Source organism: Paenibacillus sp. FSL R10-2778 (assembly GCF_038593035.1).
In the GTDB taxonomy this organism is placed as follows: domain Bacteria; phylum Bacillota; class Bacilli; order Paenibacillales; family Paenibacillaceae; genus Paenibacillus_AQ; species Paenibacillus_AQ odorifer.
Map to the genome: position 1 here is coordinate 3,914,826 of NZ_CP151956.1, position 25,994 is coordinate 3,940,819.

Below are 25,994 nucleotides of genomic sequence, written 5' to 3' on the forward strand. Positions count from 1 at the left end.
TACCCCACCAGTTATGGCAGGGTACGGTGCTTCCGTTGCAGTTATTTTAACGCTACTGGAACAATGTGTAAATAATTTTATTTTGCTGAATATTCATCTATGCTAAAGGTAAGGATCTTGTCAAAAATCACATACTCAGCACGCTTGCTGAATGGTCCCTTATTATTATCGTGTTTATTAATAGCAAACTTAGCAGGTCCTGTTCCAGAATCACGAGCGTCATACCATTCTAAAAAGGCGTTTACTTCTGAATTTGATAGATCGAACTCTTTTTCAAGACCAGTTGTTAATGTAACTGTGAGTATAGCGCGATCACCTGACGGCTCTGGTTCAGGTTGGTTTGCCTTCTGAGGGGTAGCTGATGCTTCGTTTGAAACTAAACTTTCATCATTATTATTCAGTGCAGTAACTACATAAAAATAGGTCGTACCGTTAGTAACAGATGTATCTAAATACACCGTGCCAGTGACATTAGTTGCTATAGTATTATAAGGACCATTTGCAGTTAATCCTCGTTTTATATTATAGCCAGTTGCATTAGAGACGTTCGTCCAACTTAAATCAACCTTCGTATCTCCACCCGTGGCAGTTAGGTTAGATGGGGCACTTATATTCTTATTTATTAGGTATCCAGTTTCATTAATATCTATGGCATCAAATTCAAAAATTTGGTATGTCCCGGAATTAACAGCACTAATAACAACTGAATGCACCTTATTTTCTAAATTTAGTTTTTCAAATAGTAGTGTTGTCCCTTGTGATGTACCATTAGCTGAATAGTTATAATCTACCCCATCAATATTCACTTTTATAGATGATTGTCTATCAGGACCTCTGTAATTTATGAGTCTTAGTTTTTCTCCCACAAAACTGAATTTCACGGAATGTAGGGAAGCATCAAGTGTAAACTTTTCAGAATTACCTGAGAAAATTCCATTTGTTAGCAACTTCCACGATTGACCTTCATATACAAACCCAGAATTAGTATCTTCATACCGATGCCAACCATTATCCGGTACAGGTAAAGATTGTCCTACTGATGATGCATGTGTAATTGTTTGAAATGAAAAATACATCATTACGACAATAATTACCATAAACAACTTTGAAAATCCACTTTTCCAACCCTTCACTAACTTCATCTCCTTTAATATGTATGCTACAAGCCTACAACAATAAAGGGCGAACAAACAGTCTGTTATTCGACAAATATTAACAATATAATTAAGAGTTAACAGGAAATATGTGGATTATTCTCTTGATAAGACGTTTCTACATCATAAGAAAAATAGCCTTACCGAATCTGCTGTTAAGTAAGGCTGTATCTAAAATTATAAGATATAAAACCTCTTCCATCATTTACCGTAATGTATGGTAATATGAAATTAAAGGAGCTGAGTATCTTGAAGAAAGCAATCATCGGATTAGTGGCCGGCATGTTAATCGGTTCGGCAGGAATGGCCGCAGCTGCGACCACTCAGACTGTTCAGGCTGCCCTTGCAAAATTTACGTTTTCAGTCGATGGTCAGAAGCAAACACTTAAGAATGATCCACTTGTATATAAAGGCACTACATATCTACCAGTACGTGAAGTAGCTGAAATGACAGGCTATGGGCTGGAGTATGACAATACGAAAAAATCCATTGATCTTAAGTCGAAAGGAGGAACTGGAGTGAGTGCTACAGAAAACTGGATTACCCTCGATGAACTTAATGATCGAGGAGTAACCATTACGGGAAATTTGACAGATACTATGATTCTAAAAAATGAAAAACTAACATTGGAGATACCTTTGCCAGTAGTAAAAAAAGGAGTCTACTCCGCAAAGACAGACCTTGGAAGTATTGAATTTAATTTTAGCGAAACTGGAACGAAAATTAACTTAGAAGACCTTAAAGCTGCTGGAATCATTCAATAGTTACCTCCGCCTCTCGATGCCACAAATATTTGAGAAACTACAGTAGCCGCTATGCGCCCAAGATTATTGGGCGTTATTTTTATGGAATGATACTGCCCTCGATTCACCTTCCCGCTCCCATCTTTGCTTAGATACGGTATGATATCAATATCCTCTCCGCTAATATCCGTGAAGGGAACCGCATTTCCATCCACCTCTATAGTTATTGCCGTTGGTACTGGCCCGGCATAAATCCCGTATTCAATTCCGTGCGTGTGCGCTGGGATCTGGTGTGTATGCTCCATGTTATGGGTATGGCTCATATCGTGGGTATGATTCATGTCATGGGTGTGATCCATGTCATGCGTGTGGTCCATATCGTGCGTGTGGTCCATGCTGTGAATATGGTCAGGAATATTAAAAACATGTCTATGAGAAACGAGACCGTGCGCATGATTATCTGCACCAACAAATGTGACGAAACCACCTCCAGGAGTTGAAAGTTGCGTTCCTGATGCAATACCGTGATTATGTGCTCCTACTCGCTGTGAAACTTCTGGAACTCCGTAATTGTAGTCAATATCCCATAGTTGTTGTCCGACATCAGTGTTGATTTGTCGCCCGCCCGATGCTGTTGTATCGCGAGTGCTCGGCCCTGCCGTATCCCTTGTACTTGGTCCCGCAGTATCTCTCGTGCTCGGACCCGCTGTCTCCCTTGAGCTCGGCCCAGCTGTTTGTCTGGTACTTGGTCCTGCTGTTTGTGTACTGCTTGGACCGGAAGATACTGACGGGGCTGAGGCTATTGCCTTACTATAAGCCCGAAACGCCTCTACCTGAAACGACAACATTACCTTGTTGATCCGTGCGGTCTCCTCCGGTACATAGAACTTTAGGATAGCTGGATGCGTAGGATCGGCATTATCCGCAAAGTCACGTGTATCAAGATTTGTAGCCCCTTGAGCATAAGAATCGTTTATGTGCTGCCTGTTCTGCAGATCAGCAATACTACCCGCAATATCCTCTGTCCGGTTGGCGATCTCGATCTGAACATCACCGGGAGCTCCGATCATATCCCCTTTACCAACATTAACAACCCGAGCAATAAAGTCCTCTCCAAGCTCGTCATCCTTCACTCTGATTCTCGCACCGGTCTTAAACTTATATATTTGCTGTCCAGTAAGTCGGTGGATTTCAGAAGCGCCAACACCATAGGAGATACGCGGAACCTTGAGCTCATTAAGCAGCGTCTGACATCGTGCAAGTAGTGTCTCCGCATATTCAAAGCGTCTATCTACAAAGATGGATGAAAGTATACCGTGCTCAGCTTGAGCTGCTGCATCTTCTATATAAGGTAATCCGCCGTTGATATCTGCGAATGTCAGTTGATTAACGCCCTCCCCGAATCCAAGACCATAAAGCCGAGTACATAGGTTAGTTGGATCCACTACCTTTTCAATCTCGGTCATATTGACCCCATAACGAATATAAGCCGTAACCTCTTCATTTGGCTCCACAAGGTTCAGGGTCCACGGGTATGATGTAGTATCCCAAGTCCATTGATATTCTGAATCAAACGGTTTTGGCACACTGAACAGCGCCCCGAGCAACGTATCGTTTTCCCAATTGTATTCAAACTGCCGACCGAACCCGACTGTTCCAAGTTTCCAGCGTGGTACCACCTGCTTGGAAAGGATGTACTGAATTACTTGAGCTGTGTACACGCCCAAATTACCGACTGTATGAGATTGAAATAATACGTCATTCAGCAAGGTAGCAAGCACATGCTCACACTCATATTTGATAACTGGACCACTTTGATTCCTATTCATGGTATTTGGAACGATGCGAAATAACTCCACTCGCTCGTTGTTATCGTATAGCTCTACGAAGTAAAATGGCTTACATTCTGCGTTCTTGGGATCATCTCCCGGCAAGCTGAAGGCAGCTGTCCATAACGAGTTAAGTGGCATGCTGTATTCGATGTTAAACGCATTCTCTAGCAAAGCCACACGCCGCATCTGTGCATCGTAAATTGTTACTGGTGCTTTAGGCATCTATAGTCCCTCCTATATGAATTTATCCCGGTGTGTAATCCGGATTAATATCTCACGGCCAGTTGCTGGGTCTGTGTAGACAATGTTGTTATTGCCAAGGTTAAGGTCGAAGAAATCTCCGTCCATCATGTGCAGGGCGTTCTGTCCGTTTTTGGTAAACGTGAGATTTTTAGAATCAATAACTATGCGATCACCAGGAGCAAATGATCCGGTGAATTTGATTTCATCCATGTGGTACCGGCTTCCGTTTGCGGTTAGCGTACCAATACCGTGCATGATGGCTTGGTGTAGACGTTCCCGGATAAACGTAGCTTTCATGCCGCCCTCTCCGGTCATCTTTGCAGCGAAACTTATCTCCCGTACAAATGTCGCTTTCAATCCTCCCTCACCATGTAGAGCCGCTGATCCAGTTGCAATGATGTTTGCTCCAGCTTTCAGATTGCCATCACCACGTAAGACAGCACTTCCGAACACAAACACCGAAAATTCACGGTTAAAGGCAATGCGGTTAAATGATCCTCGATTAAACATAGACACACTCCTTTCCCTGAAAATAAAATAAACCCCACCATTCAGGTAGGGCGTACTAATTGCTAAGTCATTATTTAGTCGTTCCATCCCTCTTACTAAACGCTAGTTCAAACAATCCTGTTGCTGATAGTCCAGCTAGACCACCCGCCCATAATCGAAGCACTAAGCCTAACTCTGTAAAAGGATAAGCAGCTGCGCCGATCAACAGGCCGATAACTAATCCTATCAAGGGCAATATATTTTTAGGCACGTTAAACGAAGTCTTTACGAACTGCACTCCTGCCAACACAAAAACAGCGATCACCGAAGCGAACGCCAGTACATCCGTTAAGTTTTGATTGTCCATTATTTATCCTCCAATCTCGTAATCAAAAGTCCTGCGCGAGCAAGCACCGTTATTACTCGGTAGAAGTCCAAACTGCCACCAGTAGGTGCGTCAATTAACCCTGCATCAAAAGCAGCTTGTACAGCATCCTTTGCCCAAGCAGGTATTTCAGTTAGACTAGCCTTGCCCTCCAACTTATCTACCCTAGATAAAACTTTAGCAATACTCTTTCCTTGCTCTGTTGCAGCTTGTTTAAGTACATCTTTGCTATTGGTCAATCCAGATACTACTTTCGCTAGTTCCTTCACTTGTTCTTCCAGTTCTGCAATTCTACTCATATCTTCTTCTGCCTCCCCTTTTAGTCGATCTATATTAGCCGTTGCTTTTGCCATTGCTGTTTCAGATGGTTTGCTACCAGCTCTCAGTTGAGTAAGTGTTAAGCCAAAGACCATTTGGAAATGAGGGTAATCCTTAAATGATGTCCAGTCACCGCCCCAATCAAAGCCGAGCTTCTTAGCCTCTTCCACCACTTCTATCCAGTCTTTGATGTTGTTTCCGTTGTAGTCTCGGTTCATATCCCATGAAACACTGGACCCATTAGGCAGCAGTAAAGCGAAATCAACAGCCAAACCAAAATTGTGGTAACTGTACCCGCCTTTAGCATTAGTGACGATGCTTCCCGACTTAGTGCGTCCCTGCGCGTACAAAGCATCTTGCTCCGCAATTGTTCGTAATCCTTGAGTAATAACAATAGGCACTCCCCGAGCGTAACAGCGTTCAATTAAAACTGTCGCAGCAGCCAGTACGACCGGATGCAGACCGACCAGGCGTTTAGATGATTTACTCTTTACTTGATCTAAGGTTAGCATTACAACCCTCCTTTAAATAAAAAAGCAATAATGGCAAACACCGTACCTGCTAATACATATTTAAGTAGATCAATAAATACTTTTCGCTCAGATTTACTATCTGTTTGCGACTGCTGCAACAGCTGGAACATACGTGCATCCAAGGTATCCCACCGCCGCATAATCTCGTTAAACTGGATTTTCATTTCAATGGTGGATTCCTTTATTTGCTTTACATCTTCTTCGTGCCGGGACTGTTTTTCTTTCAGCAAACGCAATTCCGTAGTGAAATTAAGATGTTCTTGGCTGAAAACAAAAAGTTCATCCTGCATACCCACTAGACGTTTTTCCACATCTTCCAATCGGTTCTCCATGGTTGCTACACCTCCAGCCCCTCCTTGCTGATTTCCTCCCCCAATGGACATAAAACAACTCCTCTCTCTCTATCTATTGTTCAATATAAATAGCCCCCGGAGATCCGAGGGCATAAGAAAAAACACGCCCGTTATAGGCGTGTCCTATTGCATGTTAGTCTCCAAAACGGAATTAACCTAGTTTAATAGCTAGGGTAAAAAATTACAGATCTCTTGTTTTGTATTTGTACATAAAATAACCTAAAAAAATCATTGCACAAGTAAACAGGCCAGCATATAGTATCCACTTAATCTCATGTGAGGCTAGATACACTGGTAAAAAAAACGTTAGTAATCCAACTGTTAATAGGGGCATAAGAGCAAGTGGAATTACTAGTCGTAATCTAGCCTTCAAGCTATTTTTCATCGCTTTCTCTCTAGCTTTCAATAAGTCTTTCGATAATTCTAATTCGTCCATTTCATTTTCCTCCTGCCATAATCTCTGTCTTAACTTACTCATTTTGACATGGAAGAAGATGTTACTGCAACCTCTTATCCTACACAGCCTCATCTAATAATTCTTGCACTGTACTTTTCCAGCGCAACGGTACATCATCAATTGTCTTCAAGTCTTTTTGGATCAAATCAAAATATACTTTAGCCACATTACTCACCTCCAATCAAACCAGCGATTTCAGCGAGTGCTAGTTGCATCTCTGTTTTATCAGCCTCTTGAGCTTCAGCAAGTTCCGTCAGAGCAAGCTTGAGTTCTGTATTCTCGGCACGTAGTTTCTCAACTTCAGTCCGTTCGCCAGGCTTTATTCTTGCTGCAATCTCTTCTGGTGTTAAGCCTTCGACCCAAAGGTTGTCTGGTATCGTAGGTGACGTATAAATAGGCTGCTCGCCTTGCTCTACGCCTTCTGCATAACTCTCCTGCCAATCATGCATTGCATCTACATAGTCACTCTGTGCTTCTAGTACAGCGTCTTGATATGCTTCCCATGCTAATAGATCAAATCGAGGATGATACAATCCGGTGGGCATCGGAACACCTACAAGATAACCGATGATCTCTCTTGGCTGTTCTGGTTCTTCTGGCGTGTCCGGTTCATCTTCGATCTCTTCATCTCCCGGCAGCTCAGGAGCTTCTTCCTGCACTGGCTGGGCATAAATAGGGACGACCCCTATTAAAGAGTCGTCCGGTTCTACATCTTCTATATACAGTCCGTTTAGGTCTACTTTCGATACTGCTTTTCTCATGATATCGCCCCCTTTAATCTAACGGAAACCGTAGACCATCAAATATAATATTTTGCTTTACGTTGACCTCTGTTGTTATATCTCCATTTACACCTACTGACACTGCGCTCGACGTTGGGTCTACTTTTGATGTCCATGAGGATGTAAGCATTCTAGTGATTCGCACAGGTCGAAATTGCGTCGGCAAATTAAAAATCTTTGTACCCGCTGGTACGTCAGTAATGTTGTAATATACGTACCCACGAAATTCAATAAATCCTTTATTCACGCGATAAGCTAAATCGAAGGCAGTAAATCCGCTTAGCACTGCGGACGGTGTAATCCAAGGCCCTGCATCCTTCTCCGCTTTCTTGGCAGCTAACACACTAACGGTTGAGCTTATCTCTGTCACTGCATCTGTTAAATCATGAATTTGCATCTTCTCAGTGGCGGCGTACGCTCCTGATACCGAAGGTACTGGTGATTTTTCCAGTTTGATGTAAGAGACGCTGTAGGAAGCAGCTGTATCGTAATTATCCGTCCATGCATAAAACGTTCCGTCTGCTAATTTATCAATATTCCAAAAATCAGGCAGACCGTTTTTAAAAACTTGTTTAATTTCGGAGGCACGCTTTTTAAGGCTCGAATCTCCTCCATTACCTGCGTCATTGAGTCCAATGTAGTATACGTCTGATAAAGCATTTTTCTTCGGTCTCGCAGGCTCCCTCGATACATAGCCACAACCTACCTCTATAAAGTTTTCTCCCTCAAGTAGTGACAGGCTACCATCCTCCTGCACCGTCTCCGTGGTCGGTGTTGCTAGACGGTATAGAAGTTGATACGGTGTCCAGCCCGAAGGTATTGTTGTTGGCAATACTCCTACCGGATTGCCAGCACTCAAAATCTCGACCCAGCCCTTTGTTTGTCCGGCTGTACCGTTATATGGATTTGTAGCCACTCCACTAGCGCCGTTGTACATCCGCCAGCCATTAAAATAAGCCTTAATTTCGTCAGATGTAGGAGTGTAGGAGTCCCCCCAACCGGAATCTGTGATGGCAATAGTAATGTATAATACACCATTGTAAAGCGTTGATTGATCAGCAGCTGAATAAACACCCGCTGAAGGATATAAAGGGTATCCGTTATACTTAGTCACTCGTTCTGATGCGTTTATGCCACTAGAAGTTGGTAAAATAACGCGTACACGTTTGAAACCTGTGTAATTCGTATCGAATAACCACGACCAGTCACCCACAAGATTGGATTTACGCCATAACCTCGTCACCTCATACCGTCCGTTAACCTCACGCAGTATATCCGGTTCGTTGCCATCCGTTGGGTTAGCGTGTAACTCGACTCCACCAAAGGCGATAAGAGAGTCTTCGCGGGGCTGGAATGGTGTAGCGACACTGCCTAGTTCGAGTTGTGGATTGTTGAAGTTGTATGTCCCTATCTGGTTACTTGCCAAATTTATTAATATATAGTAATAACCCTCTGGTACAGTAAGTGGCTGATTTTGAATCCATCCACCACTAAGAACAGCTAAGTCATTCTTTTTGTTACTATCCAAATAACTTCCTACTGCCCCACTATTAGCCGTTATACCCTCAATACTTAAATAGTACGTTTTCCCAGGCATTACAGGAACAGCGCAACTGATTGCTTGCCACTCAGCAGTAGCCGTTAACACGCTCTGATATGGTCCGTTTGCCTTAGCGTTCGGGTTAAACGACCATGCCTTATCTGTAAATGGTGGCAACAGATTACGTCCATATCTCCGTACATATAACCCATCTACTCCATTAATACCAGGAGGTACGTAAGGCCAACGCTGTGCAACTTGCTCCGATGTCATGCTGTCAATTGCTGCGTAGTCTGCATCTGATATTTCATAAATCCTAGCCCCTTCAAATTGAACCCAACCTACAGCACCTTTTGCTTTTTGATTAAACAAAATAAGGTAGCTAGTTTCATCTATCGTAGGAGCTTTTTTTATATACATAGTAGTGTTGGTTGTAGATGTGGCATCAGCTGGTGAACCGAATCTGAATGCACCTTGTGTGGTCCCGTCATTTTCGAAATCGACAAGTGCAATATATTTTTTGTTAGCATAAAGTTGTAGGTTAACGCCAACCAGATAACGATGATCTAAAGTATCATTAACTGTAGACGTTATTCTTTGTGCCTTACTATACTTCCCATTAACTACTGTAGCGCTCGCACCAGCAAGTGCAGGTGACCAACTATCTGCAATGCCATCAGCATTACTGTCATTAAATCCGCCGTTTATTTGTCGGTTGATTAACGACCTCCCCTGTACCTTTAATCCTTGTAGTCTAGCGTTCTTTGTTGCGTTTAGAATTTGCTGACCCGCTGATAGGATGACATCAGTTGTAGATTCCGAAGTTACTCCGGAAAGGTCCGTTAAATTTTTGCGGAATGCTTCGTGATCGTAGGCGGTGTAATAACGGGCAACCTTCGAACCAATAACCCAAGCCTTTGACGTCGTTCCATCAAATCCCCGCGTACACCCAGTTAAGGAATTCCCCGACTTCCCCGTATAAAGAATCGTCTCTGAACTCTCATCAGTGCCGATTGTAAACACGTTTGGGGCTGCTGGCAGCTTTGTTGCATCTACCACAGCTATTGTTGTAGCCGCTGTCGTGAGTGCTGCTGATAGCTCAGTTCCCGGCGAATTGGCTATCGCTGGATACATAGTTTGTTGTGCCAATAGATTGCCCTCCTTAGCTTAAATCAATTGAGACTTGACCAACCGAAAATTTAAAAATATCGTTTGTTAGAATACTTTTAGGATCAGTTAAGGCTCCGTAATACAATAAGTTTCCACCTGTTACCGCATCACGAATTCCTAAATGCGTGAGTTGCCCCCATGTAGCGGCTGCCACTGGATACGGAATTTCTGCACTATTCTTAATTGTATACACCCCATTAACAGCAGCAGGAGGTGTAAACACCACTGCCTGTCGAGCGTAAGCACCACCGGTTACCTCTTGCCCGGTATCTGCTGCAGTTGGGTTGCTGGTATAGAGAGCAATATATAAGGTTGTCGGGCGTGTGTAATTCGTATTTCTAAACACCTGATTCAACAGTGCAATTGCTAAATAATTTGATACGTTCAAATCTTTCGCCTCCTATTCGAGTTTGTATTCATTTGTGATTCTGAAATTCGATAAAGTATTAGACCCATTATTGGTCAAGATAATAACTGCTTCTGAATGGATATTACCGCCTGATTGAATGACCAGAGTTGTTGGTGAACTGGTGATTACTTGCTCGGTGATATGCTCTTGAACCGAATAAGCGAAAGGATCAAAAGCAACCAATTCCAATTCGAACATACCAATGCTGTTATATATCAACCTCTCCAATGAAGCCGATCCAGCATATCTGACCAGATAGAACTTATCCGGTTCAAAAGCACGTCTTAGTTCCATTGTTCTGGGTCTACCATTAGCATCAGTCAGATGCCTTGCAAGAGCCCTTACCCGTTGCTGCAAACCTGCTGCACTTGGCAAATCGTAATTAGTACCATCCGCAACAAAAGCACAAGAAAAAGAAAAGACGCGTTCCGTTAGGTCCGCGCCAAAGTCATATTGCCCGTGTTTACCAGCTATTTCTACATTCATATCTCGGGTGCTAGGGAGTAAGGGGTCTTTGGTCTCTTCAAGCACTCGAAACCCTAGATCTACGTCCCGAATACCTCCGAGAGTGATACTACTTGTCATGTTAATCCTAGCCCCCTTGTTGCCCGAGTGAGCGAACTCATTTGACGGCGGGATACATTGGTTTCTATCTGCTTGCCGTCCAGATAGATATTATTGTGTAAGACCATCTCTCTGTCACCCAGCAAGCCGCCTTGTGTTCCACTGGAAGCTCTAGCATCGTTCGCTAATGGTTGAATACGGCTGTCAATTGCACTAAGGCTTGGCGAGCTGAGATCCATAGCGGCGGCATCTGCCATGTCCTGCGCAGCACCTTCGACCGCTGACATCTGCCGTTCCATACCTAGCGCTAATCCTTTGCCGATAAACTCACCAATAGCTATCATTACGCGACTTGGAGACTTGATCTTTAACGTGTCCTTTATGCCATCTGTTGCCGCTTGAGCTGTGGCTGCTGCCGCGTTGTTGATTGCCGCGGTGCCTGACTGCATTCCTTTAATAACACCATTGACGATCTGTAGACCGTAATCTTTGGCTTGAGCTTCCGCCCATTTCTTTTGTGCGGCTGTACCGTTAGCCAACAAGCTATTAAGATAGGCTACCTCATTAGACATGTTCGTCGATGATGTTGCCGCCTTTGCTGTTTTCCCCACCGTAGCGAGGATCTCATCCACCACTGCCTTGATGCTGTTCTTGGTGCTGTTAAGACCACTCAATAAGCTCTCCCCGAAGGATTGCCCAGCATTCTGCCATTTCGGATTATATTCCGCTAATAGGTCGATCAGCTCCTGATTGTTACTGTCGAGCATCAAGCGTCGTACCTCAGCTTGTAAAGCCTCTTCGGTGTTGAGCGCAGTGTAATGAGTCTTAGTAGAATCCATCTGAGCAGTAAGGCTGTCAGTGGTCGCTTGGGCCTTCTTCTCTTCTGTGCTCTTCTTAGTCTCATATTCCTGTTTCAGAAGCTCGGCTTTTTGCTCGCCCTGTGTCTTAATCCGAGTCATTTCAGATTTCAGATCATCAATCTGAACCTGGCGCTGTTCCAGAAGGTGTTTCCGTTCCCGCTCGGCGAGCATGTCATTAAGCTCTTCCTGTATCTTCGCTCTTGATTCAGCGGTATCGGCATCAGTTAATTCTTTCTGTTTGTCAGCCAGTTTCTTTTGATACGCTGCCTCTTCAGCTGCTTTGTCCTCAGCTTTAGTCAGACCCTCGATGCTGTCGATCTGATCTTGCAAGCCTAGTAACTGTGCCTGAGTCTGAGCGTCAAGTGTCTTAATCATCGCTTGATATTCAGCGTCATATCCAGCAATAATGGCGTCTGATGCTGCCTTATGCTGGTCAATGCGCTTTTGTAAGGCCTCTGTAGCGACCTTTTCCTCTGCTGAATAACGAGCCTTTAGAGCAGTTACGGCAGCTGTGCTAAGCGTTTCAATTGATTTGACCTGCTCGTCATATAGCTTTTTTGCTTCTGCCGCTGCTTCTTTGGCAAGATCAGTCCGGATCTTATTGACCTGCTTATCAATAGCAATGCGCTCAGTGGTGCCAACCTTATAGCGAGTTTGAAGCTTCTCCCATGCCGCAAGCTCCTGCTCAAGGGATATCTCATTGGCTTGTTTCTTAGCCTCGATGTACGTCTTGGAGGCTTCAAACTGCTTCTTGGCCTCAGCAGCAGCTTCCTTGGCGATCTGGTCATTTGCCTTTTTAATTGCAAGATTAATCGTCTGAATTTGGGCGCTGGTCTTGGCGTATGCAGATTTGACCTTTTCGAGTGAGGCGATATAAGCCGTTTCATCAAACTCACCCATTTTGTACTTATATTGAGCCGTATCTAAGGCCGCATTGAATGCTTTGTTTGCTTCCGCTGCTGCTTTAGTCGCTGCCGCCGCTGCTGCTTTCTGCGCTTTGGTTGCAGCTGCCGCAGCAGCCTTTTGGGCTTTTTCAGAAGCTTTATTCGCGTCCTTAGTTACTTTCTCCGCGGCTTTGGCAGCTGCTGCTCCAGTCTCACCAGTTAGCTGTTCGATTGCCGCTTTAGCCTTGCCCTTAGAATTGTTTATCCCTACAGCAAGTCCCTCAGATATGTTTTCTCCGTAGCCGGTTGTCAGCCGAGAAGGCGAATGAATACCAAAGAAGTTTTTAATCGAGTCACTGATCTTGGTCGCGACTTCCTTGGTTTTATCCACCACAGCGCTCGCCATACTGCCGATACCATTGACCAGCCCTTGCATGATTTGTTTACCGATTTTAGCGAGGTCGATACCTTTGAAGAAAGACATGACCTTGCCCCATATACTCTCAATGACTCCTTGAATCGTGCCGAAGATATTTTTAACGCTACTGAGCATTCCTTGAAAGTTAGCAGTTATGCTATTCCAGATGCCCTTTGCAACTCCAACAACCGCTTGGGATAACGACTCCCATATAGATGCACCCAATGTTCGGAGTCTGGTAAAAATACCAATTCCCTCAGTGAACATATTTTTAAAGAAATTGATAACTCCACTGACCATTTTAGAAATTAGGCTATTCGCTGATGACTGTAATCCCTTGAAAGCATTAACTATACCTTCGCCCATGCTCTTCATTAAGCCAACACCGGATTTTAATAGGTTGGTAAAGAGCGTCTTCAGTCCACCAAGAAAGTTAAGAGTCATTAAACCTACGATGAAATCAATCGCGCCACCGAGCAGCTGCTTAATACCTTCCCACATCTTACTCCAGTCCCCTGTAAAGAGTCCGGTGAAGATCTTAATGAGACCCATTATGATGTCTAAAGCGCCGCTGATAACATTCTTGATGGCTGTCCATGCCATGTCGATGATGAACAAGATGGCTGGCATAATGAATTCGATAACTTTTTTTATTGCATTAAAAGCGTTTGTCACTGCTTGCAGAATCTGTGTTCCGTTTTCATCCCAAAACTTTTTAATCTTATCTATCTGGCCCATGATGAAATCACTAATTACTCCCCATACAGAAAGAGCGACACTTTTTATGGATTCCCACGCCGAATTTATAGCATTTCGCACGGTTTCGTTTGTGTTATAAAGATAGGTGAGTCCAGCCACCAACCCTGCGACACCTGCGATTATCAGCCCGACCGGACCTGTTAGCGCAGCGAACACTGGCATTAAAGCAGAAACCGAACTAACAACATGTCCTAGAATTACAAGCAACGGACCAATAGCAGCAGCGATTGCCGCTATCGTGATAATCAACTTTTGCGATTCTGGACTAAGCGAACCGAATTTCTCAGCAATACTAGCAATTTTGTCGATCAGTGGTTGCATGGAATTGACTGCTTCTAGCACCACAGGCATGATAGCATCCCCGATAGTTATAGCGATATCGCTCAGTTTGTTCTTAAGAATCTGCATCTGACTAGCGAATGTTTTATACCGTTCAGTGGCTTCGTGAGTCAGTGCTGTGTTGTCATCCCATGCTTTATTGGATATATCTACAGCTCCCGCAAATAACTCACTGGCATTACCTGCACGCAGCAAACTGTCTCGAAGTCTGATTTCGGAGATGCCCATTTCCTCCAGCATGTTAATAGCGGAGGTTCCTGCTGAATCTGCATCACCTAGTCCGTTAATAAATGCACCCAGAGCACCAACAGCATCATCTTTGAATGCTTTACTGAATTGCTCTGATGTCATTCCCGCAATCTTACCGAAGTTCTGTAAATCGACTCCACCGTCAACGATGTTACCCATTTGAGTCTGAGTCATGCCTAAAGCATCCGCCAAGGCTTTAAATTCCTTGCTGTTATTGTCTGCTAGTAATTGCAGATCTCTGAGTGACATGCCTGTCGCTTGTGTGAGAGCATCCATTTTGTTCATTCCTGATGCAGCTACTTGCATGCGGACCATAACCCGAGAAATTGCCGAACCGCCCATTTCCGCCTCAATACCTACAGATGATAAAGCAGCTGCTAAACCTAAGATGTCAGCCTCAGACATACCAACCTGCGAGCCCGCACCAGCCAGCCGTAAAGCCATATCTGTGATTTCAGATTCTGTAGTAGCGAAGTTATTACCAAGCGCAACAATCGAGCTGCCCAGTCGGTCAAATTGGTCCTGTGGCATCTTAGTAATGTTCGCTAGTCGTGCTAAAGCACTGGCAGCTTCGTCACTGGTCATATTAGTTGCAACGCCTAAGTCAACCATCGTCTTAGTAAATCCGAGGATCGCGCTAGTTTTGATACCCAACTGTCCAGCCGCTTCGGCTACTCTTGCGATGTCAGATGCAGATTGAGGCATCTCTTTCGCCATATTCCGGACCCCATCACGTAACTGAGCAAACTCAGCCTCCGTAGCATCAACCGTCTTTCTCACGCCTGCAAAGGCAGATTCAAAGTCAGATGCAACCTTAAGTGAAGCACCGCCGACCGCAACGAGAGGAACCGTCACGAGTGACGTCAAAGATTTACCTACATCAGCCATACCCTTGCCGAACTTATCTACTGACTTCTGCGCTTGTTTCATTGCATCATCCAAGCCAGTGTTATTCCCCAAGATGTTAATGACTAGATTGCCAAGTAAACTCATGATTCCCCTCCTTCCGGCCGCTTGATGCGGCTACCATACTTCTCACGGAATGCCGCTCGATCTGGCGTTTGATTGCCATCTCCCCGAACTCGGCGTTCCTTCTTCGGCTGTTCTTTCGCACCAAAAAGGCCGACCCCAATGCGGCCGACCAAGATGTTCGATTTATTCTCTTCATGCTCCATCCCGTAATCGTAGTACATCATGATCTGGGGAAAGGACATGTGATCTAACATATATTCAGGTGTTGCCCAGGAGTACATTGCGCCCATTCGCGCAAAAATACGCCCCAGCTCTATAGGCTGGGGCTCCCCTCGTTTTTTCCTGATTCGCCGCCTGCCCGATCTTTAAGCGGAGCTAGGACGAACTCGATCAATTGTATCAACTGATCGAAATCAACGTTATCTCCAAGCCACTCCTCTGTAATATCCGGGAATGAAGGCTTGCAGATACTGATGACTTGCTTAAGAATTTCTGAGAAACTGTCATCACCACCGCCTCTTAACTTATCTTGGTTCTTAGTAATGTTGAGAATTACACGGGAGGGAATGCGGGAAACGTCAATATGCTTTCCGCCAAGAATTACAATACGTTCGGCAGGGACAACTTCGTCTAAGTTAAGAATTGCTGGTTGTTTTGACATTATTATTACACTCCCTGTTCATCGTAGATTTCGAATAGTTGTTCGCCAACAGCTCTGGATGAATCTAAAGTACCGTTCATTCGAATTGGCGTCATTGCAGGATCCTCGGCATCCGCTTCAGGAAAGGTGATATTTAAGCCACCTTCTGGTGTAGCTTTGTAGATTGTAATCTGAAATTTCTTGCCTTCATCATCATAGTTAGTGATTCGAGCAACACGCGGCTTGAAGGTACCCAGACCTCCTGAGAGGAAACGTTGTGCAGAAAGTGGGGTAAATGTGTAGTTAACCGTCACGGCGTCACCTGATACGATAGCACCGCCAGCAGTACGGGAAATAACGGTATAACCTGCACTATCAACAGCCAAAACATAATCCGTGCCATCCACTAGCGTAGTCGCTCCTTTCTTAACCGTTACCGCTGTAACGACTGTGCCGGCTCCATTCTTGTTAAGCAATCGTTTCTGAACTTGACTGGTCAATGTAACAGATTCTCCAGTAATTGTTTTTGGAGTTCCTGCGATGGTTTCTAGCTTGTCTATTCCACCACGAACTGTCGCTAATGTGGCGAGGTTGATTTCCATCAAGTCTCCCTCAATACCAGCTGCGTGGTTGTTAATACCTGTCTTGATTACACCTGCATTGTCGCTAGTCACTGTCATCTCATCCCATGTTTCCTCAAAAACAATGCCGTTCATCGCCCCAAGGTCAATGAGACTGTTCACATCTTCGCCAACCTCGAACTTTGCGGAACCGAAACGGATAGAACTTGCTTTCTGAACTGTTGTCATATTACGTCCCATTTTTGTTATTCCTCCCGATAAATGATTTTGAAATCTGTTGCTATGTGATAGAGCTTTGTGTCACTCTCGTACATGTCCCTACTGCCTTCCCACACACCTTGCAATACCCTAACCCCACCCATGTTCCCTTTGTAACGCTGGAGGGCACTACGGATCTTCTCCGCCAGCTCTTTTGCCTCACCGTATTTTGTTGAGAATACAGAGAATTGAAATCTGGGGTAAGAAACCGGGATATTATGATGGGCCACTCCCGATATCACCAGATATGCAATGGCCGGATAAGTTGGTTTCTCAGGTAACCAGCCGGGATAGATTCGATTGCCCACAAGCGATTGAATCTCATTGATGGATAGCAAATAATCTCTCAATTTTGTTTCTATAACCATTAGGCACCCACTCTCTCAACCACAGCCTTGACGCCCTCTATTAGGAGCTTTCGGACCCTTGCACGACTCTTGTCCATCGCCGGACGCATGAACGGTCGTGGAGGTTGGTGACTGCTTCCATACTCATAAAAGGTAACGTAAAAAGGGGCAGACGCGGAGATATCTCCATTGCGTGCCCCTACAGATACATTTGCGTAATAGTTACCTTTTTCCGATATCCCTATGTTCATCTGCAGCGAGAAGCGAGTTTTGCCAGTCTCACCGATTGGAACTCTTGAATCAGCCTCACGAAATACTATCTCAGCCGCCTTCGATATAAGATCCCGAATCTCTTTGGTGATCTCAGCATTAGCTCGCTTGAGTTGCCGGATTACTTCATCCGCACCATCCACACGTATATTAGACCTTGAACTCCGACGTACCATCACTGACGCTCCTTACACATGAGTTGTAACTCCTGCATGTTAAAAGATGGATGGATGATGTAAAGGATCTCGAACTCAATGCTTTTGTAGCGAACAACCATTGTCCGATCAATGCCTTCACGGTACCTTACTCGGATTCGCGTAGTAACATCAGCGGTAACCTGTGCTGCAGCAGCTCGGTCCTGCCCTCTAAGAGGCTCTATACCAGCCCATAGCTTTGCTACTTCAATCCAATCGTCTGTTGGCTGCCCCCAATCATCTAAATCATCTGCACCAGGAGGACGAAAGATGGCCACTCGCTTATCAAGTCGATTAACTAGAACAGTCATGTTTCATCATTTCCCTTGTCATTCTTCTCAGTGGATCGTGCGGTACTGCGAGTAGTTCGCTTAAGGGATTTTTCATCATCGTTCGTACCGATAAATCCACGAGTCATTAAATCAGCAGCTCTATCAGCTTCTGCTTTGTACTTCGATCCAACCTCATAAATATCACCCGAACCCTTATCCCTGAACTTCTTCAATACAGGATATTCCATGCTATATCACCCCGTTTTCAGTTGTAAAATCAAGCTTTCCAGCGAAAAATTGAACTTTTCAATCTTCTCAGATGGATCTCGATGTTCATAGTTAATTGAACAGTAGAGCATTACGGCCAGTTTATATCTGGCCGTTCCATGCTTGTCCTCAGGAACTCCTGCTTCAGCAAGATATTCCTTTGCTGCTGCAACAAAAAGAGCGAGGGTAACATCCTCCTCGCTCCCATCTATTCGCAAATATTCCTTCAATTCATCAAGCTGTAACTCAAGCATAACGGGCTCCTTTCCGCCCTATACGGTCGGCACCCAATCCAGAACGGCAGTGTACACCGTTCCAGCGGTTGTTTTTACTTCGAAATTGTACTGTCCAGCTACATTATCATCACAGAACCACAACGTCTCTTGATCATCCGGAGTTAGATTCACTCCATTCTTTTTGATATAAGTGACCGCCCCGGCTTTGAGGGAAATCCTCACTCCATCACCATCCAACAGTTCGAACTCGGTATGATTCACACCTTCATGTTCACCCTCTTGGCCTGTTGGTTTGAATGTTGCTGGTGAAGGAGTTAAGACTTTTTTGCAATGCGGAATGCGGACTTCAGTTTGATCTGGTGGTCAATCCATGCGGTCAAAACGAAATCCCAGATACCAGTACGGACGTTTTTATCACGGTCATAAATGATCTCAGGATCATAGTTAAAGTGAGAATACCGGTAATCGCCGACTACTGGATTTTCAGCAAGATCACAGAATTCAACTGGTTTACCCAATACTTGTTCTGGCTGAGCCTGATACAATGTTGCATTACCATTTGCTAAATCTTCAATGATATCCATGTAATCTGCATACCGCATGGTGATTTTGGCATTCTCACGGAAGTCTTCTGGAAGATCAGCAATTGCTGATTTGATGGCTTTGAATAACGTAGTGCCATCAACTTCTTTAATGACAGAGACCGCTCCGTTTTTCTGGTAGAAACTCATATGTTCTTCTCCCGGTTTCGGAGTTTTCGCATAAGCGACCTTCTTCTCTTTAGCTGCTAAACCAGACTGCAAAGCCCCATCGACTGTCTGTACCAAGTTGGTATCCGTTGCCGCGAGGATAGTTTCCGATACTGGAGCAAACACTTTAAATTTATGGCGACTGAAACTAACAACATCTCCGGTAGATTTCAACTCTTTAGCCAATTCTGTATCATCAATGAAATCATCATCATCCAATTGGAATTCGATCTTTGGAATTTCAAGATTTCTAACGCTCGTGAACGTAGAAATCTCCCGCAATGGATTTTTCACAAACGGCTCATGAAGCAATTCGGTTGTCATGGTCGAAGGAAGAATCTTTTCTCCGCCCGTACTGTTTTTATCTCCTAGAGCAGCTTTTACATCTGGAGAAACATCATGCCCCTTAACAGTAGCTCTAATTAATGCGGCTTTTGCTGATTGAATTTGATTTTTAGGATCGACGTTGAACGTCGGCTCTTTCGTTTGTAGTGACGCTCTTTGCTGAGCTTCCATCGAATCGTGTTCTTTTTGCAAGATATCAAACCGAGCTTGTAATCCTGTCTCTTTTGTTTCCAATGCCTTAATGTCATCCATCTTTGCTTCTGGCTCTGAGGCCTTAACCAACTTTTCTTGTTTTGCAGCTGCCAGTGCAGCGCCAATTGTCACTAAATCATTTTTAATATCAAACAGTGTTTTAGCCATTAATAATACCTCCCAGGTATGATTGCAAATTTTGTAATTCTAGACTTGCGTTTTTTGCGATTTCGTTGCGTTCAGCTTCGGTGTAACTCTTGTTCTTCGGATCTCTTGGTTCAAGTGACATAGCAGCAGGGACGTTGCGATACTTAGCGAATAGCTCTTCACTAATTGACGCAGCCATCTCATTGGATTCTTCAACAAAATCACACAATCCGTGTGCGTATGCCTCGTCAGCAGACAGCCAAGTTTCAGCATCAAGCAGACTCTTTAGAGTGGCTTCGTCAAGCTTGTCTCCTGCCTTTTGTAAATAACTCTGAATCGCGGATTGTCCAATACGGTCCAAATCATCAGCCGCCTTACGCAACTCCGCAGCGTTACCCATGGCAAATGTCCAAGGATTATGGATCATCATCATGCTATTTTTAGGCATTCGAATTTCGTCACCAGCCATTGCTATAACTGAGGCAATTGATGCAGCTAATGCATCCACATGGACGACTACTCGGGCTTTATGACGCATCAGCATGTTGTGGATGGCCACTCCTTCAAATACAGAACCTCCGGGGCTATTAATGTATAGATGAATCTTCTCAACTTCTTCCCCCAACTCATCCAGTTCATTTTTGAACGTTGTGGCAGAAACCTCCCCATATTCTTCCCATGCATACTTCGTGATTTCTCCGTATACAAAAATGTCCGCTGAACTTGGATCGTTCGCAGACATTTTCATCTCCCAAAACTTACTTGGGGTCTTATTTTGTTGTGCTTTACTCATTCTTTGTACTCACCCCCTTTCTTTGCTCAACTGGCGTATCTATTGGATAAAGATCGCCGCTAATATAAAGCTTGTCTCCACCATCTTCTGGTGGTAGCTCTTCCCAAGCACGTGCCTCGTTTGGCTTAAACACGCCTGACCGGATCATCTTGAAGTAGAACTCTCCTCTGGTCGTCATATCTCCACGCAAAAGAGCGCCGACAGTGAACTTGAAGTACAGTCCCTGTTGACGCTGCTGCGCTGTAAGCAGCTTTCTATTAAATTCTTGCTCATATTGACGGACAATAGGCAGTAACGTGTAAGTAACAAATTCAAGACTCATTTGCTCCATGCTGCTGTAACTAGCACCATCAGTTTCACCGAGCATAGTCACTGGCATGTTAAGAACAGTGGCGACCCGGGAACGGGTGATCTTCTCGACTTCGAATACCTTGGAGTCGATAAAATTTCTGTTAATCTCCTTGATTTCCACTCCAGGTTCCTGGATGATCACGCCACCATTCTCTTGATAGAACTTTGCGAAATTCGCCCAAATCTCTTTTTTCTTTTCTTCCCCGACATGAGCAGCCAACTTCAGGATGAATGACGCTTTAATTGATGTATCAAGTTGGTCAAGAGTGAACTTCCTGACTGCCCCATCAAAATCAATTGTGTTTCTCAGAACGTCTATCGGGCTTATGCCTTTGTACCCGTTTTGTGTGGTCTGAATATGACTTACATGCACCATGTCCATGTTATGGACGTAGTACGTTCCTTTGTCACCTCTGACCATGTACCACAGTTCATTAGTGTCTTGTTCAACAACAGGATCAACACTTGTCGGATCAAGAACAACTAGTGACTCGACGTTGTAGAATCGGTCATACATCTTAAGAGCATAGCCGTTACCATACACATTTCGATGTGTCTCCAGAAGCCGAATAAAAGCAAACGATGTCATGTTTCTGTTTGGAGCATTCGCCACCAAGTCGTTCAAATCAGAATAAACCGGGTCAAACTCTTGATATAGTTTGATAGGTAGCACCGCTAAAGAATTAGATAACCGTGATACTCCCGAAAAAATTGTTTCGTTGTTGGCAAGCTCTCCCCCAGCTTTCCCGCGGAAGATTGATAAGCCATTGCGGAACCAATTTGAAAAGTTCTCAGCCCCAATCGGTGCCTTGTTTCTAACCACATTCCAAGCCAGCTTCATTCGTTGCCCTAAGTTCATTTTTTATCATCACCCCCTTAACAGCTCACTGATTGAAACAAAGGATACTTCACCAGTTGGTGGAGCTACGGCAAGTTGTTTCATTACCTCTACATGGGCATTCAAAAAGGCCGCAAACCCGTCAATTTTACGGTAGCGACCTTGTTTAGTAGGTATTTTATTCCGGTTTCTATCCTCAACCAGTTTGACGTTGTTGATATACCATCTGAATAATCGGTTGTTGTTGTAAATTACTTTTCCGTCAATAAACAGTTCCTTCAAATCATCCATAGCCGGTCCTAATGTAAGGTGTCCTTGTCGGACAACTTCACATTCGAATCCATAGGCTTTCAGCGCCTCTACAAGCCCAAACGCTTTTGCTGGGTCATACATGATCTTTTCAATTCCAAAGCGCTGAGATTGTTCTACAAACCAATCAAAAATGTACTCTTTTTTTACGTATTCGCCCGGAATAATCGTTAAAAGATCCATTTCTTCGTATTCTTTGTACGGTAAATCCTCATTAGCTTGCTTCACTTTATCAGCTGGAATCCACGAATGTGAGATAGTAAACACCTCGCCCGTCTCCGGGATCGGAAACTCCAGACAAGCACTAGTAAAATCTTCGCTGTCCGAAAGATCGAAGCCCCCGATACAGCCCTTGCCTTCGAATTGCTTCGGGTCACGTTCCTGGTTGTTCCGCTTCAGCACTTCGAATGAAAGGAACGATTCCTCGTCCGCTTTGACAAAGATGTTCAAACGCTTGGTGATAAAGTCATTACGTTCAGCAGGAATATGTTTACGATCATCCCATTCCTTTAGCATGTCCTCCATTTTTATGGTAACACCCAAGTTAGGGTTAGCCTTCCCCCAGTTATCAGGATTTTCAATGTCATCCCCTGGGTCAAGCTCCGCCATAAAGTAAAAGGCATGCTCAGCAGGAATTACTCCCTCTAGAACATCCGCAGCCTTATCATAATAATCCATCAGCGGACCATCCAACTGATAACCAGCTGTTGTAATGTACAAGATCATCGGCTGTGTACGGGCACCCGTTGAGTTCTTTATGACATTGATTAGCTTGTACGTTTTGTACTCATGGATCTCATCAAAAGCACCCATACTGCAGTTCTTACCATCAAGCTTTTTACTATCAGTTGCCAACGGTAGAATCTTGGACATTGTCTTCCGGAAACGAATCTCATGTAGCGTCTCATCAAAGTGTTTTCTGAGTAACGGGGACGCCTTGATCATAGCCTTACATTCATCGAACATATCTCTAGCTTGTTCTTTGGAGTTTGCCAGCTGATAGACCCGAGCTCCGTTCTCTCCGTCCTTTGAGGCACCGTAAAGAGATAGACCAGACACCATAGAGGTCTTACCGTTCTTTCTGCCCATAAAAATAAGCCCCTCGCGAAAGCGACGAAGCCCGGTATCTTTATGCACCCACCCATAGAGTGAGCCGATTATGAAATGTTGCCAAGGTTGCAGCTCCAGTCGATCAAAGTCACCCATTGAGGGCTTACAGAACTTTTCAATATAACCAACTGGACGGTATCCCTTTTCCTCATCAAAAACAAACGGAAATTCACGAGTTCCTTGCCTTTTTAGATCATTTAAATGGCGTTTACAGGCTTGATAAACCTTCTTCGACGTAATAATAAGGTGCGCTGTGACCGCAGTTGCATATTGTGTGGTTTGAAGTTTAGAAGCTTCAATAGCCAGTAAATTCGTCACCTTTATCGCCACCTTCCGGATCAACTACACCGGAGACCTTTCTGTCTGAGGCAGGGGTCAATTTCAACTCGGCTTGCAGCTTCCGCTGGTGTTCAATAATTTTGATTACCATGTCCACAGACTTGTTCTGTCTGTACATTTGCTGTGACCCATTGACAAAAAGCTCGACCACACCACGAGCCTTTATGTCCGCCAAATGCTGCTGTTTTAACTGCTCAAGCAAAGCCAAGTTATCTGTTATCATGATGGTCCGATCAGAAAGATTATCATCAATCTCTAATTCTCGTATCACGATATCAAATAGTTTCTTAGCTGCTCTATCTTTGATCTCCCGTTTTGGTTTGTGTTCCATGACACCCCCCCCTCATATATGAAATGGTCATACGCCGAAAACGAAACTGGGGGCGCGGTCCCTTGTGCCTCTCGTTTTAACTTTTAAGGCAGGGGGGGCTGGTCTTATTCCGTCCCATTTTTCCACCCCATTCATTTTCACATCTATTTATCAATACATTGTCACAGCTTCTCTGAGCCTTACTGAGACGTTATAACATTCATAGGAACACTTGTTAGAGTTATTCCAGAATCCCCCTGTAATGGCACCTTAATTAGCTATAATGTCTTATCTATCATTCGCTAGCTATCATCATCAGAACACCTCACTATTTCCTTTGGAAACTATGAACCTCGCCCTTCGATTCGTTACTGGTGTCTCTACCTTTTCCCCTGCAAGACCATGCTCTTTGTTATGGCAGCTATTACAGAGACTTAATAGATTCTCTAGTACTAATGCAAGATCAGGGTAATCACTCAGTGGTTTAATGTGATGGACCATATCAGCAGGAGTTAATCTCTTACGCTTTATGCAGTGCTGACATAGATAGTTGTCTCTGATGAGTGCTTGTACTCTTGCAGTCTCCCATGCTGTAGACCTATAGAATGTCTTTGATCCCTTGTCTCGCTTATAGCGGTCATAGTAACGGTTCTGGTCACGCCTGCTCGTCATAGAATGTCACCACCTCCGTTAGCCCAACATACCTAGTTCCTATTCACTGCATACTTTTAAGTTCAAGTCATCCTGAATACTATTGAGTACTATTTTTGTCCGACCATACACATCCATACGCGGTACACCTTGACCAACCGCATGTGCTAATGCAATGAGTCTGTCTAGGTACGCCAGTTTATCCTCTACGGCATCATTTACTCCACGACCTGTCAGCCCCTCGGACAGTCGCTCAACGTCCTTCAGTGCTTCCTGCACCTCTGATGTGTCAATGTTCAGCTTGACCTTGATGTCACCTACAGTACTCACTGCTTCCCCCTCAGGCTCTACCTCGGTCACATACCATGTGTCATGCTTTAGCGGCAACGGCATCCCATATGAGTCTGATTCGAAACCATCAGGTGATCCCGTCTCCTTGACTATCGTGTAGTCTTTCTTCAACATATCCAGTGCATCTGTGACTCTAAACAGTTCCTCTCTAGTGTGTACCGCCTTTATGAACATTCCATTCCCTCCTTCGTCTTGTTGAGCCTTTTCATAGCAACGTCCATGTGAGTACATACCCTCGGGAAATGTATGAATATGAGCTTGATCTGCTTCCTCCACATTAGCTTGCTTACCCATCAACGGCTTGTTTTCATGCAATTCATCTATTATTGCGAATGCCGGTTGATGCCCTGTTTTGCTGATCGGTCGTATCCTAGCTGTTGGCTTACATGGATGACCATGCTCATCGTAGTAAGTCCCTCTTGCTGGATGGATGTCACAGTGTAGGCACCATTTGCCGGGTGATATATTGCTGCAATAGTGGCATTTGAAAGTGTCTTTATAAACTGACAATGGTAGATAGAATTCCGGATGAGATTCCCCGATCCTACTTACCCAAGCAATACCAAAAAAATCTCTGAGTCTCTGTACTAAAGGACGCTTCATTGCAAGCCCTCCTTGACTACCGTTGCTCCAAACTTCATGTAGTGGTTCATTACTGAACTTTCCATGATTGGATTCAACCAGTGCTGACCTATCAATACAATAAGCATGCCATCAGGATTAAGCCCATCCAACATGAAGGGGTTCCGACTTACATACTTGACTCTTGCTTCGCTAGGATACTTGTCTCTCAGTCCTAGATCCTTCCATAGGTCACGAGCCTGTGTGACGTCCTTCCCGACTACAAGGATTAGCTTTGGAGTGATTGCTGTGTTCGCCGTCACAAACCTACGCCTCCCTCAACCGCTGCTCTCACCCTATCCATGCCCGCCTTGATACTGGCTTGCGTCTTCTTGATCTTCTTAAGAGTGGAAGTCTGGTCAGCCCGTG

The 25,994-nt window shown here is 44.4% G+C and carries 31 protein-coding genes; 1 reads left to right on the plus strand and 30 read right to left on the minus strand.

Going from position 1 to position 25,994, the window contains the following annotated elements:
- Positions 1-77 precede the first annotated feature (77 nt).
- Complete coding sequence (locus NST40_RS17530; protein WP_342409791.1) at positions 78-1,133, minus strand: fibronectin type III domain-containing protein; 1,056 nt, start codon at positions 1,131-1,133, stop codon at positions 78-80.
- Between the two features lie 270 nt (positions 1,134-1,403).
- On the opposite strand from NST40_RS17530, the gene NST40_RS17535 reads away from it, so the two are divergent.
- A complete protein-coding gene (locus tag NST40_RS17535) occupies positions 1,404-1,919 on the plus strand; it encodes a stalk domain-containing protein (RefSeq protein WP_342409792.1) in 516 nt (171 codons plus the stop codon).
- Here the strand turns inward: NST40_RS17535 and NST40_RS17540 are convergent.
- From NST40_RS17540 to NST40_RS17680, 29 genes are all read right to left on the minus strand, one after another.
- Positions 1,913-3,952: a phage tail spike protein gene (locus NST40_RS17540; RefSeq protein WP_342409793.1), complete on the minus strand. Its 2,040-nt coding sequence runs from the start codon at positions 3,950-3,952 to the stop codon at positions 1,913-1,915. The two genes, NST40_RS17535 and NST40_RS17540, sit on opposite strands and share 7 nt — an antisense overlap.
- A gap of 12 nt (positions 3,953-3,964) precedes the next feature.
- Positions 3,965-4,483 carry a hypothetical protein gene (locus NST40_RS17545; RefSeq protein ID WP_342409794.1) on the minus strand — a complete coding sequence of 173 codons (519 nt, stop codon included), beginning with the start codon at positions 4,481-4,483 and terminating at the stop codon, positions 3,965-3,967.
- A 70-nt stretch (positions 4,484-4,553) separates the two neighbouring features.
- Entirely contained in the window at positions 4,554-4,829 is a 276-nt protein-coding gene (locus NST40_RS17550) for a holin (protein WP_076277288.1), read from the minus strand.
- Positions 4,829-5,677: a M15 family metallopeptidase gene (locus NST40_RS17555; protein WP_076277287.1), complete on the minus strand. Its 849-nt coding sequence runs from the start codon at positions 5,675-5,677 to the stop codon at positions 4,829-4,831. Before NST40_RS17555 ends, NST40_RS17550 begins: the two co-directional genes overlap by 1 nt.
- Positions 5,677-6,081, minus strand: a complete 405-nt coding sequence (locus NST40_RS17560; RefSeq protein ID WP_076218673.1) for a hypothetical protein — start codon at positions 6,079-6,081, stop codon at positions 5,677-5,679. Before NST40_RS17560 ends, NST40_RS17555 begins: the two co-directional genes overlap by 1 nt.
- 151 nt (positions 6,082-6,232) lie before the next feature.
- Positions 6,233-6,487: a hypothetical protein gene (locus NST40_RS17565; RefSeq protein WP_342409795.1), complete on the minus strand. Its 255-nt coding sequence runs from the start codon at positions 6,485-6,487 to the stop codon at positions 6,233-6,235.
- A 79-nt stretch (positions 6,488-6,566) separates the two neighbouring features.
- Positions 6,567-6,674, minus strand: a complete 108-nt coding sequence (locus NST40_RS17570; protein WP_256719044.1) for a CD1375 family protein — start codon at positions 6,672-6,674, stop codon at positions 6,567-6,569.
- Between the two features lies 1 nt (position 6,675).
- On the minus strand, positions 6,676-7,269 hold the full coding sequence (locus tag NST40_RS17575) for a hypothetical protein (protein WP_076277286.1): 594 nt from the start codon (positions 7,267-7,269) through the stop codon (positions 6,676-6,678).
- Between the two features lie 13 nt (positions 7,270-7,282).
- Positions 7,283-9,979 carry a hypothetical protein gene (locus NST40_RS17580; RefSeq protein ID WP_076277285.1) on the minus strand — a complete coding sequence of 899 codons (2,697 nt, stop codon included), beginning with the start codon at positions 9,977-9,979 and terminating at the stop codon, positions 7,283-7,285.
- Between the two features lie 13 nt (positions 9,980-9,992).
- Positions 9,993-10,388: a hypothetical protein gene (locus NST40_RS17585; protein WP_076277284.1), complete on the minus strand. Its 396-nt coding sequence runs from the start codon at positions 10,386-10,388 to the stop codon at positions 9,993-9,995.
- Between the two features lie 12 nt (positions 10,389-10,400).
- Positions 10,401-10,994: a phage tail domain-containing protein gene (locus NST40_RS17590; RefSeq protein WP_076277283.1), complete on the minus strand. Its 594-nt coding sequence runs from the start codon at positions 10,992-10,994 to the stop codon at positions 10,401-10,403.
- Entirely contained in the window at positions 10,991-15,475 is a 4,485-nt protein-coding gene (locus NST40_RS17595; protein WP_342409796.1) for a phage tail tape measure protein, read from the minus strand. Before NST40_RS17595 ends, NST40_RS17590 begins: the two co-directional genes overlap by 4 nt.
- Positions 15,472-15,744, minus strand: a complete 273-nt coding sequence (locus NST40_RS17600; RefSeq protein WP_076219195.1) for a hypothetical protein — start codon at positions 15,742-15,744, stop codon at positions 15,472-15,474. Before NST40_RS17600 ends, NST40_RS17595 begins: the two co-directional genes overlap by 4 nt.
- 23 nt (positions 15,745-15,767) lie before the next feature.
- Positions 15,768-16,115, minus strand: a complete 348-nt coding sequence (locus NST40_RS17605; protein WP_076277281.1) for a hypothetical protein — start codon at positions 16,113-16,115, stop codon at positions 15,768-15,770.
- 5 nt (positions 16,116-16,120) lie between these two features.
- Positions 16,121-16,915, minus strand: a complete 795-nt coding sequence (locus NST40_RS17610; RefSeq protein ID WP_076277280.1) for a hypothetical protein — start codon at positions 16,913-16,915, stop codon at positions 16,121-16,123.
- Between the two features lie 5 nt (positions 16,916-16,920).
- A complete protein-coding gene (locus NST40_RS17615; RefSeq protein ID WP_076277279.1) occupies positions 16,921-17,301 on the minus strand; it encodes a DUF3168 domain-containing protein in 381 nt (126 codons plus the stop codon).
- Positions 17,301-17,726 (minus strand): HK97-gp10 family putative phage morphogenesis protein, encoded by a 426-nt coding sequence (locus tag NST40_RS17620; protein WP_342409797.1) that lies wholly within the window; start codon positions 17,724-17,726, stop codon positions 17,301-17,303. Before NST40_RS17620 ends, NST40_RS17615 begins: the two co-directional genes overlap by 1 nt.
- Complete coding sequence (locus NST40_RS17625) at positions 17,726-18,055, minus strand: phage head closure protein (RefSeq protein ID WP_076277278.1); 330 nt, start codon at positions 18,053-18,055, stop codon at positions 17,726-17,728. Before NST40_RS17625 ends, NST40_RS17620 begins: the two co-directional genes overlap by 1 nt.
- Positions 18,052-18,264, minus strand: a complete 213-nt coding sequence (locus NST40_RS17630; protein ID WP_076277277.1) for a hypothetical protein — start codon at positions 18,262-18,264, stop codon at positions 18,052-18,054. Before NST40_RS17630 ends, NST40_RS17625 begins: the two co-directional genes overlap by 4 nt.
- A gap of 6 nt (positions 18,265-18,270) precedes the next feature.
- Positions 18,271-18,537 carry a head-tail connector protein gene (locus tag NST40_RS17635; RefSeq protein ID WP_076277276.1) on the minus strand — a complete coding sequence of 89 codons (267 nt, stop codon included), beginning with the start codon at positions 18,535-18,537 and terminating at the stop codon, positions 18,271-18,273.
- Between the two features lie 18 nt (positions 18,538-18,555).
- Positions 18,556-18,780 (minus strand): hypothetical protein, encoded by a 225-nt coding sequence (locus NST40_RS17640; RefSeq protein ID WP_342409798.1) that lies wholly within the window; start codon positions 18,778-18,780, stop codon positions 18,556-18,558.
- Positions 18,781-18,833: 53 nt separating this feature from the next.
- Complete coding sequence (locus NST40_RS17645; protein ID WP_076277274.1) at positions 18,834-19,973, minus strand: phage major capsid protein; 1,140 nt, start codon at positions 19,971-19,973, stop codon at positions 18,834-18,836.
- Complete coding sequence (locus tag NST40_RS17650) at positions 19,966-20,745, minus strand: head maturation protease, ClpP-related (protein WP_076277273.1); 780 nt, start codon at positions 20,743-20,745, stop codon at positions 19,966-19,968. Before NST40_RS17650 ends, NST40_RS17645 begins: the two co-directional genes overlap by 8 nt.
- A complete protein-coding gene (locus tag NST40_RS17655) occupies positions 20,738-21,955 on the minus strand; it encodes a phage portal protein (protein WP_076277272.1) in 1,218 nt (405 codons plus the stop codon). The genes NST40_RS17650 and NST40_RS17655 overlap by 8 nt, the downstream gene beginning before the upstream one ends.
- A gap of 9 nt (positions 21,956-21,964) precedes the next feature.
- Positions 21,965-23,677, minus strand: a complete 1,713-nt coding sequence (locus NST40_RS17660) for a terminase large subunit (RefSeq protein ID WP_256719048.1) — start codon at positions 23,675-23,677, stop codon at positions 21,965-21,967.
- The gene (locus NST40_RS17665; protein WP_076148440.1) at positions 23,649-24,023 is read right to left on the minus strand and encodes a P27 family phage terminase small subunit; all 375 of its coding nucleotides are present in this window, start codon (positions 24,021-24,023) and stop codon (positions 23,649-23,651) included. The genes NST40_RS17660 and NST40_RS17665 overlap by 29 nt, the downstream gene beginning before the upstream one ends.
- Positions 24,024-24,317: 294 nt before the next feature.
- Positions 24,318-24,674 carry an HNH endonuclease signature motif containing protein gene (locus NST40_RS17670; protein ID WP_076219182.1) on the minus strand — a complete coding sequence of 119 codons (357 nt, stop codon included), beginning with the start codon at positions 24,672-24,674 and terminating at the stop codon, positions 24,318-24,320.
- A gap of 39 nt (positions 24,675-24,713) precedes the next feature.
- Positions 24,714-25,607, minus strand: coding sequence for a hypothetical protein (locus NST40_RS17675; protein WP_076277269.1), 894 nt, complete (start codon positions 25,605-25,607; stop codon positions 24,714-24,716).
- Entirely contained in the window at positions 25,604-25,888 is a 285-nt protein-coding gene (locus NST40_RS17680) for a hypothetical protein (protein ID WP_076219180.1), read from the minus strand. Before NST40_RS17680 ends, NST40_RS17675 begins: the two co-directional genes overlap by 4 nt.
- Positions 25,889-25,994 lie beyond the last annotated feature (106 nt).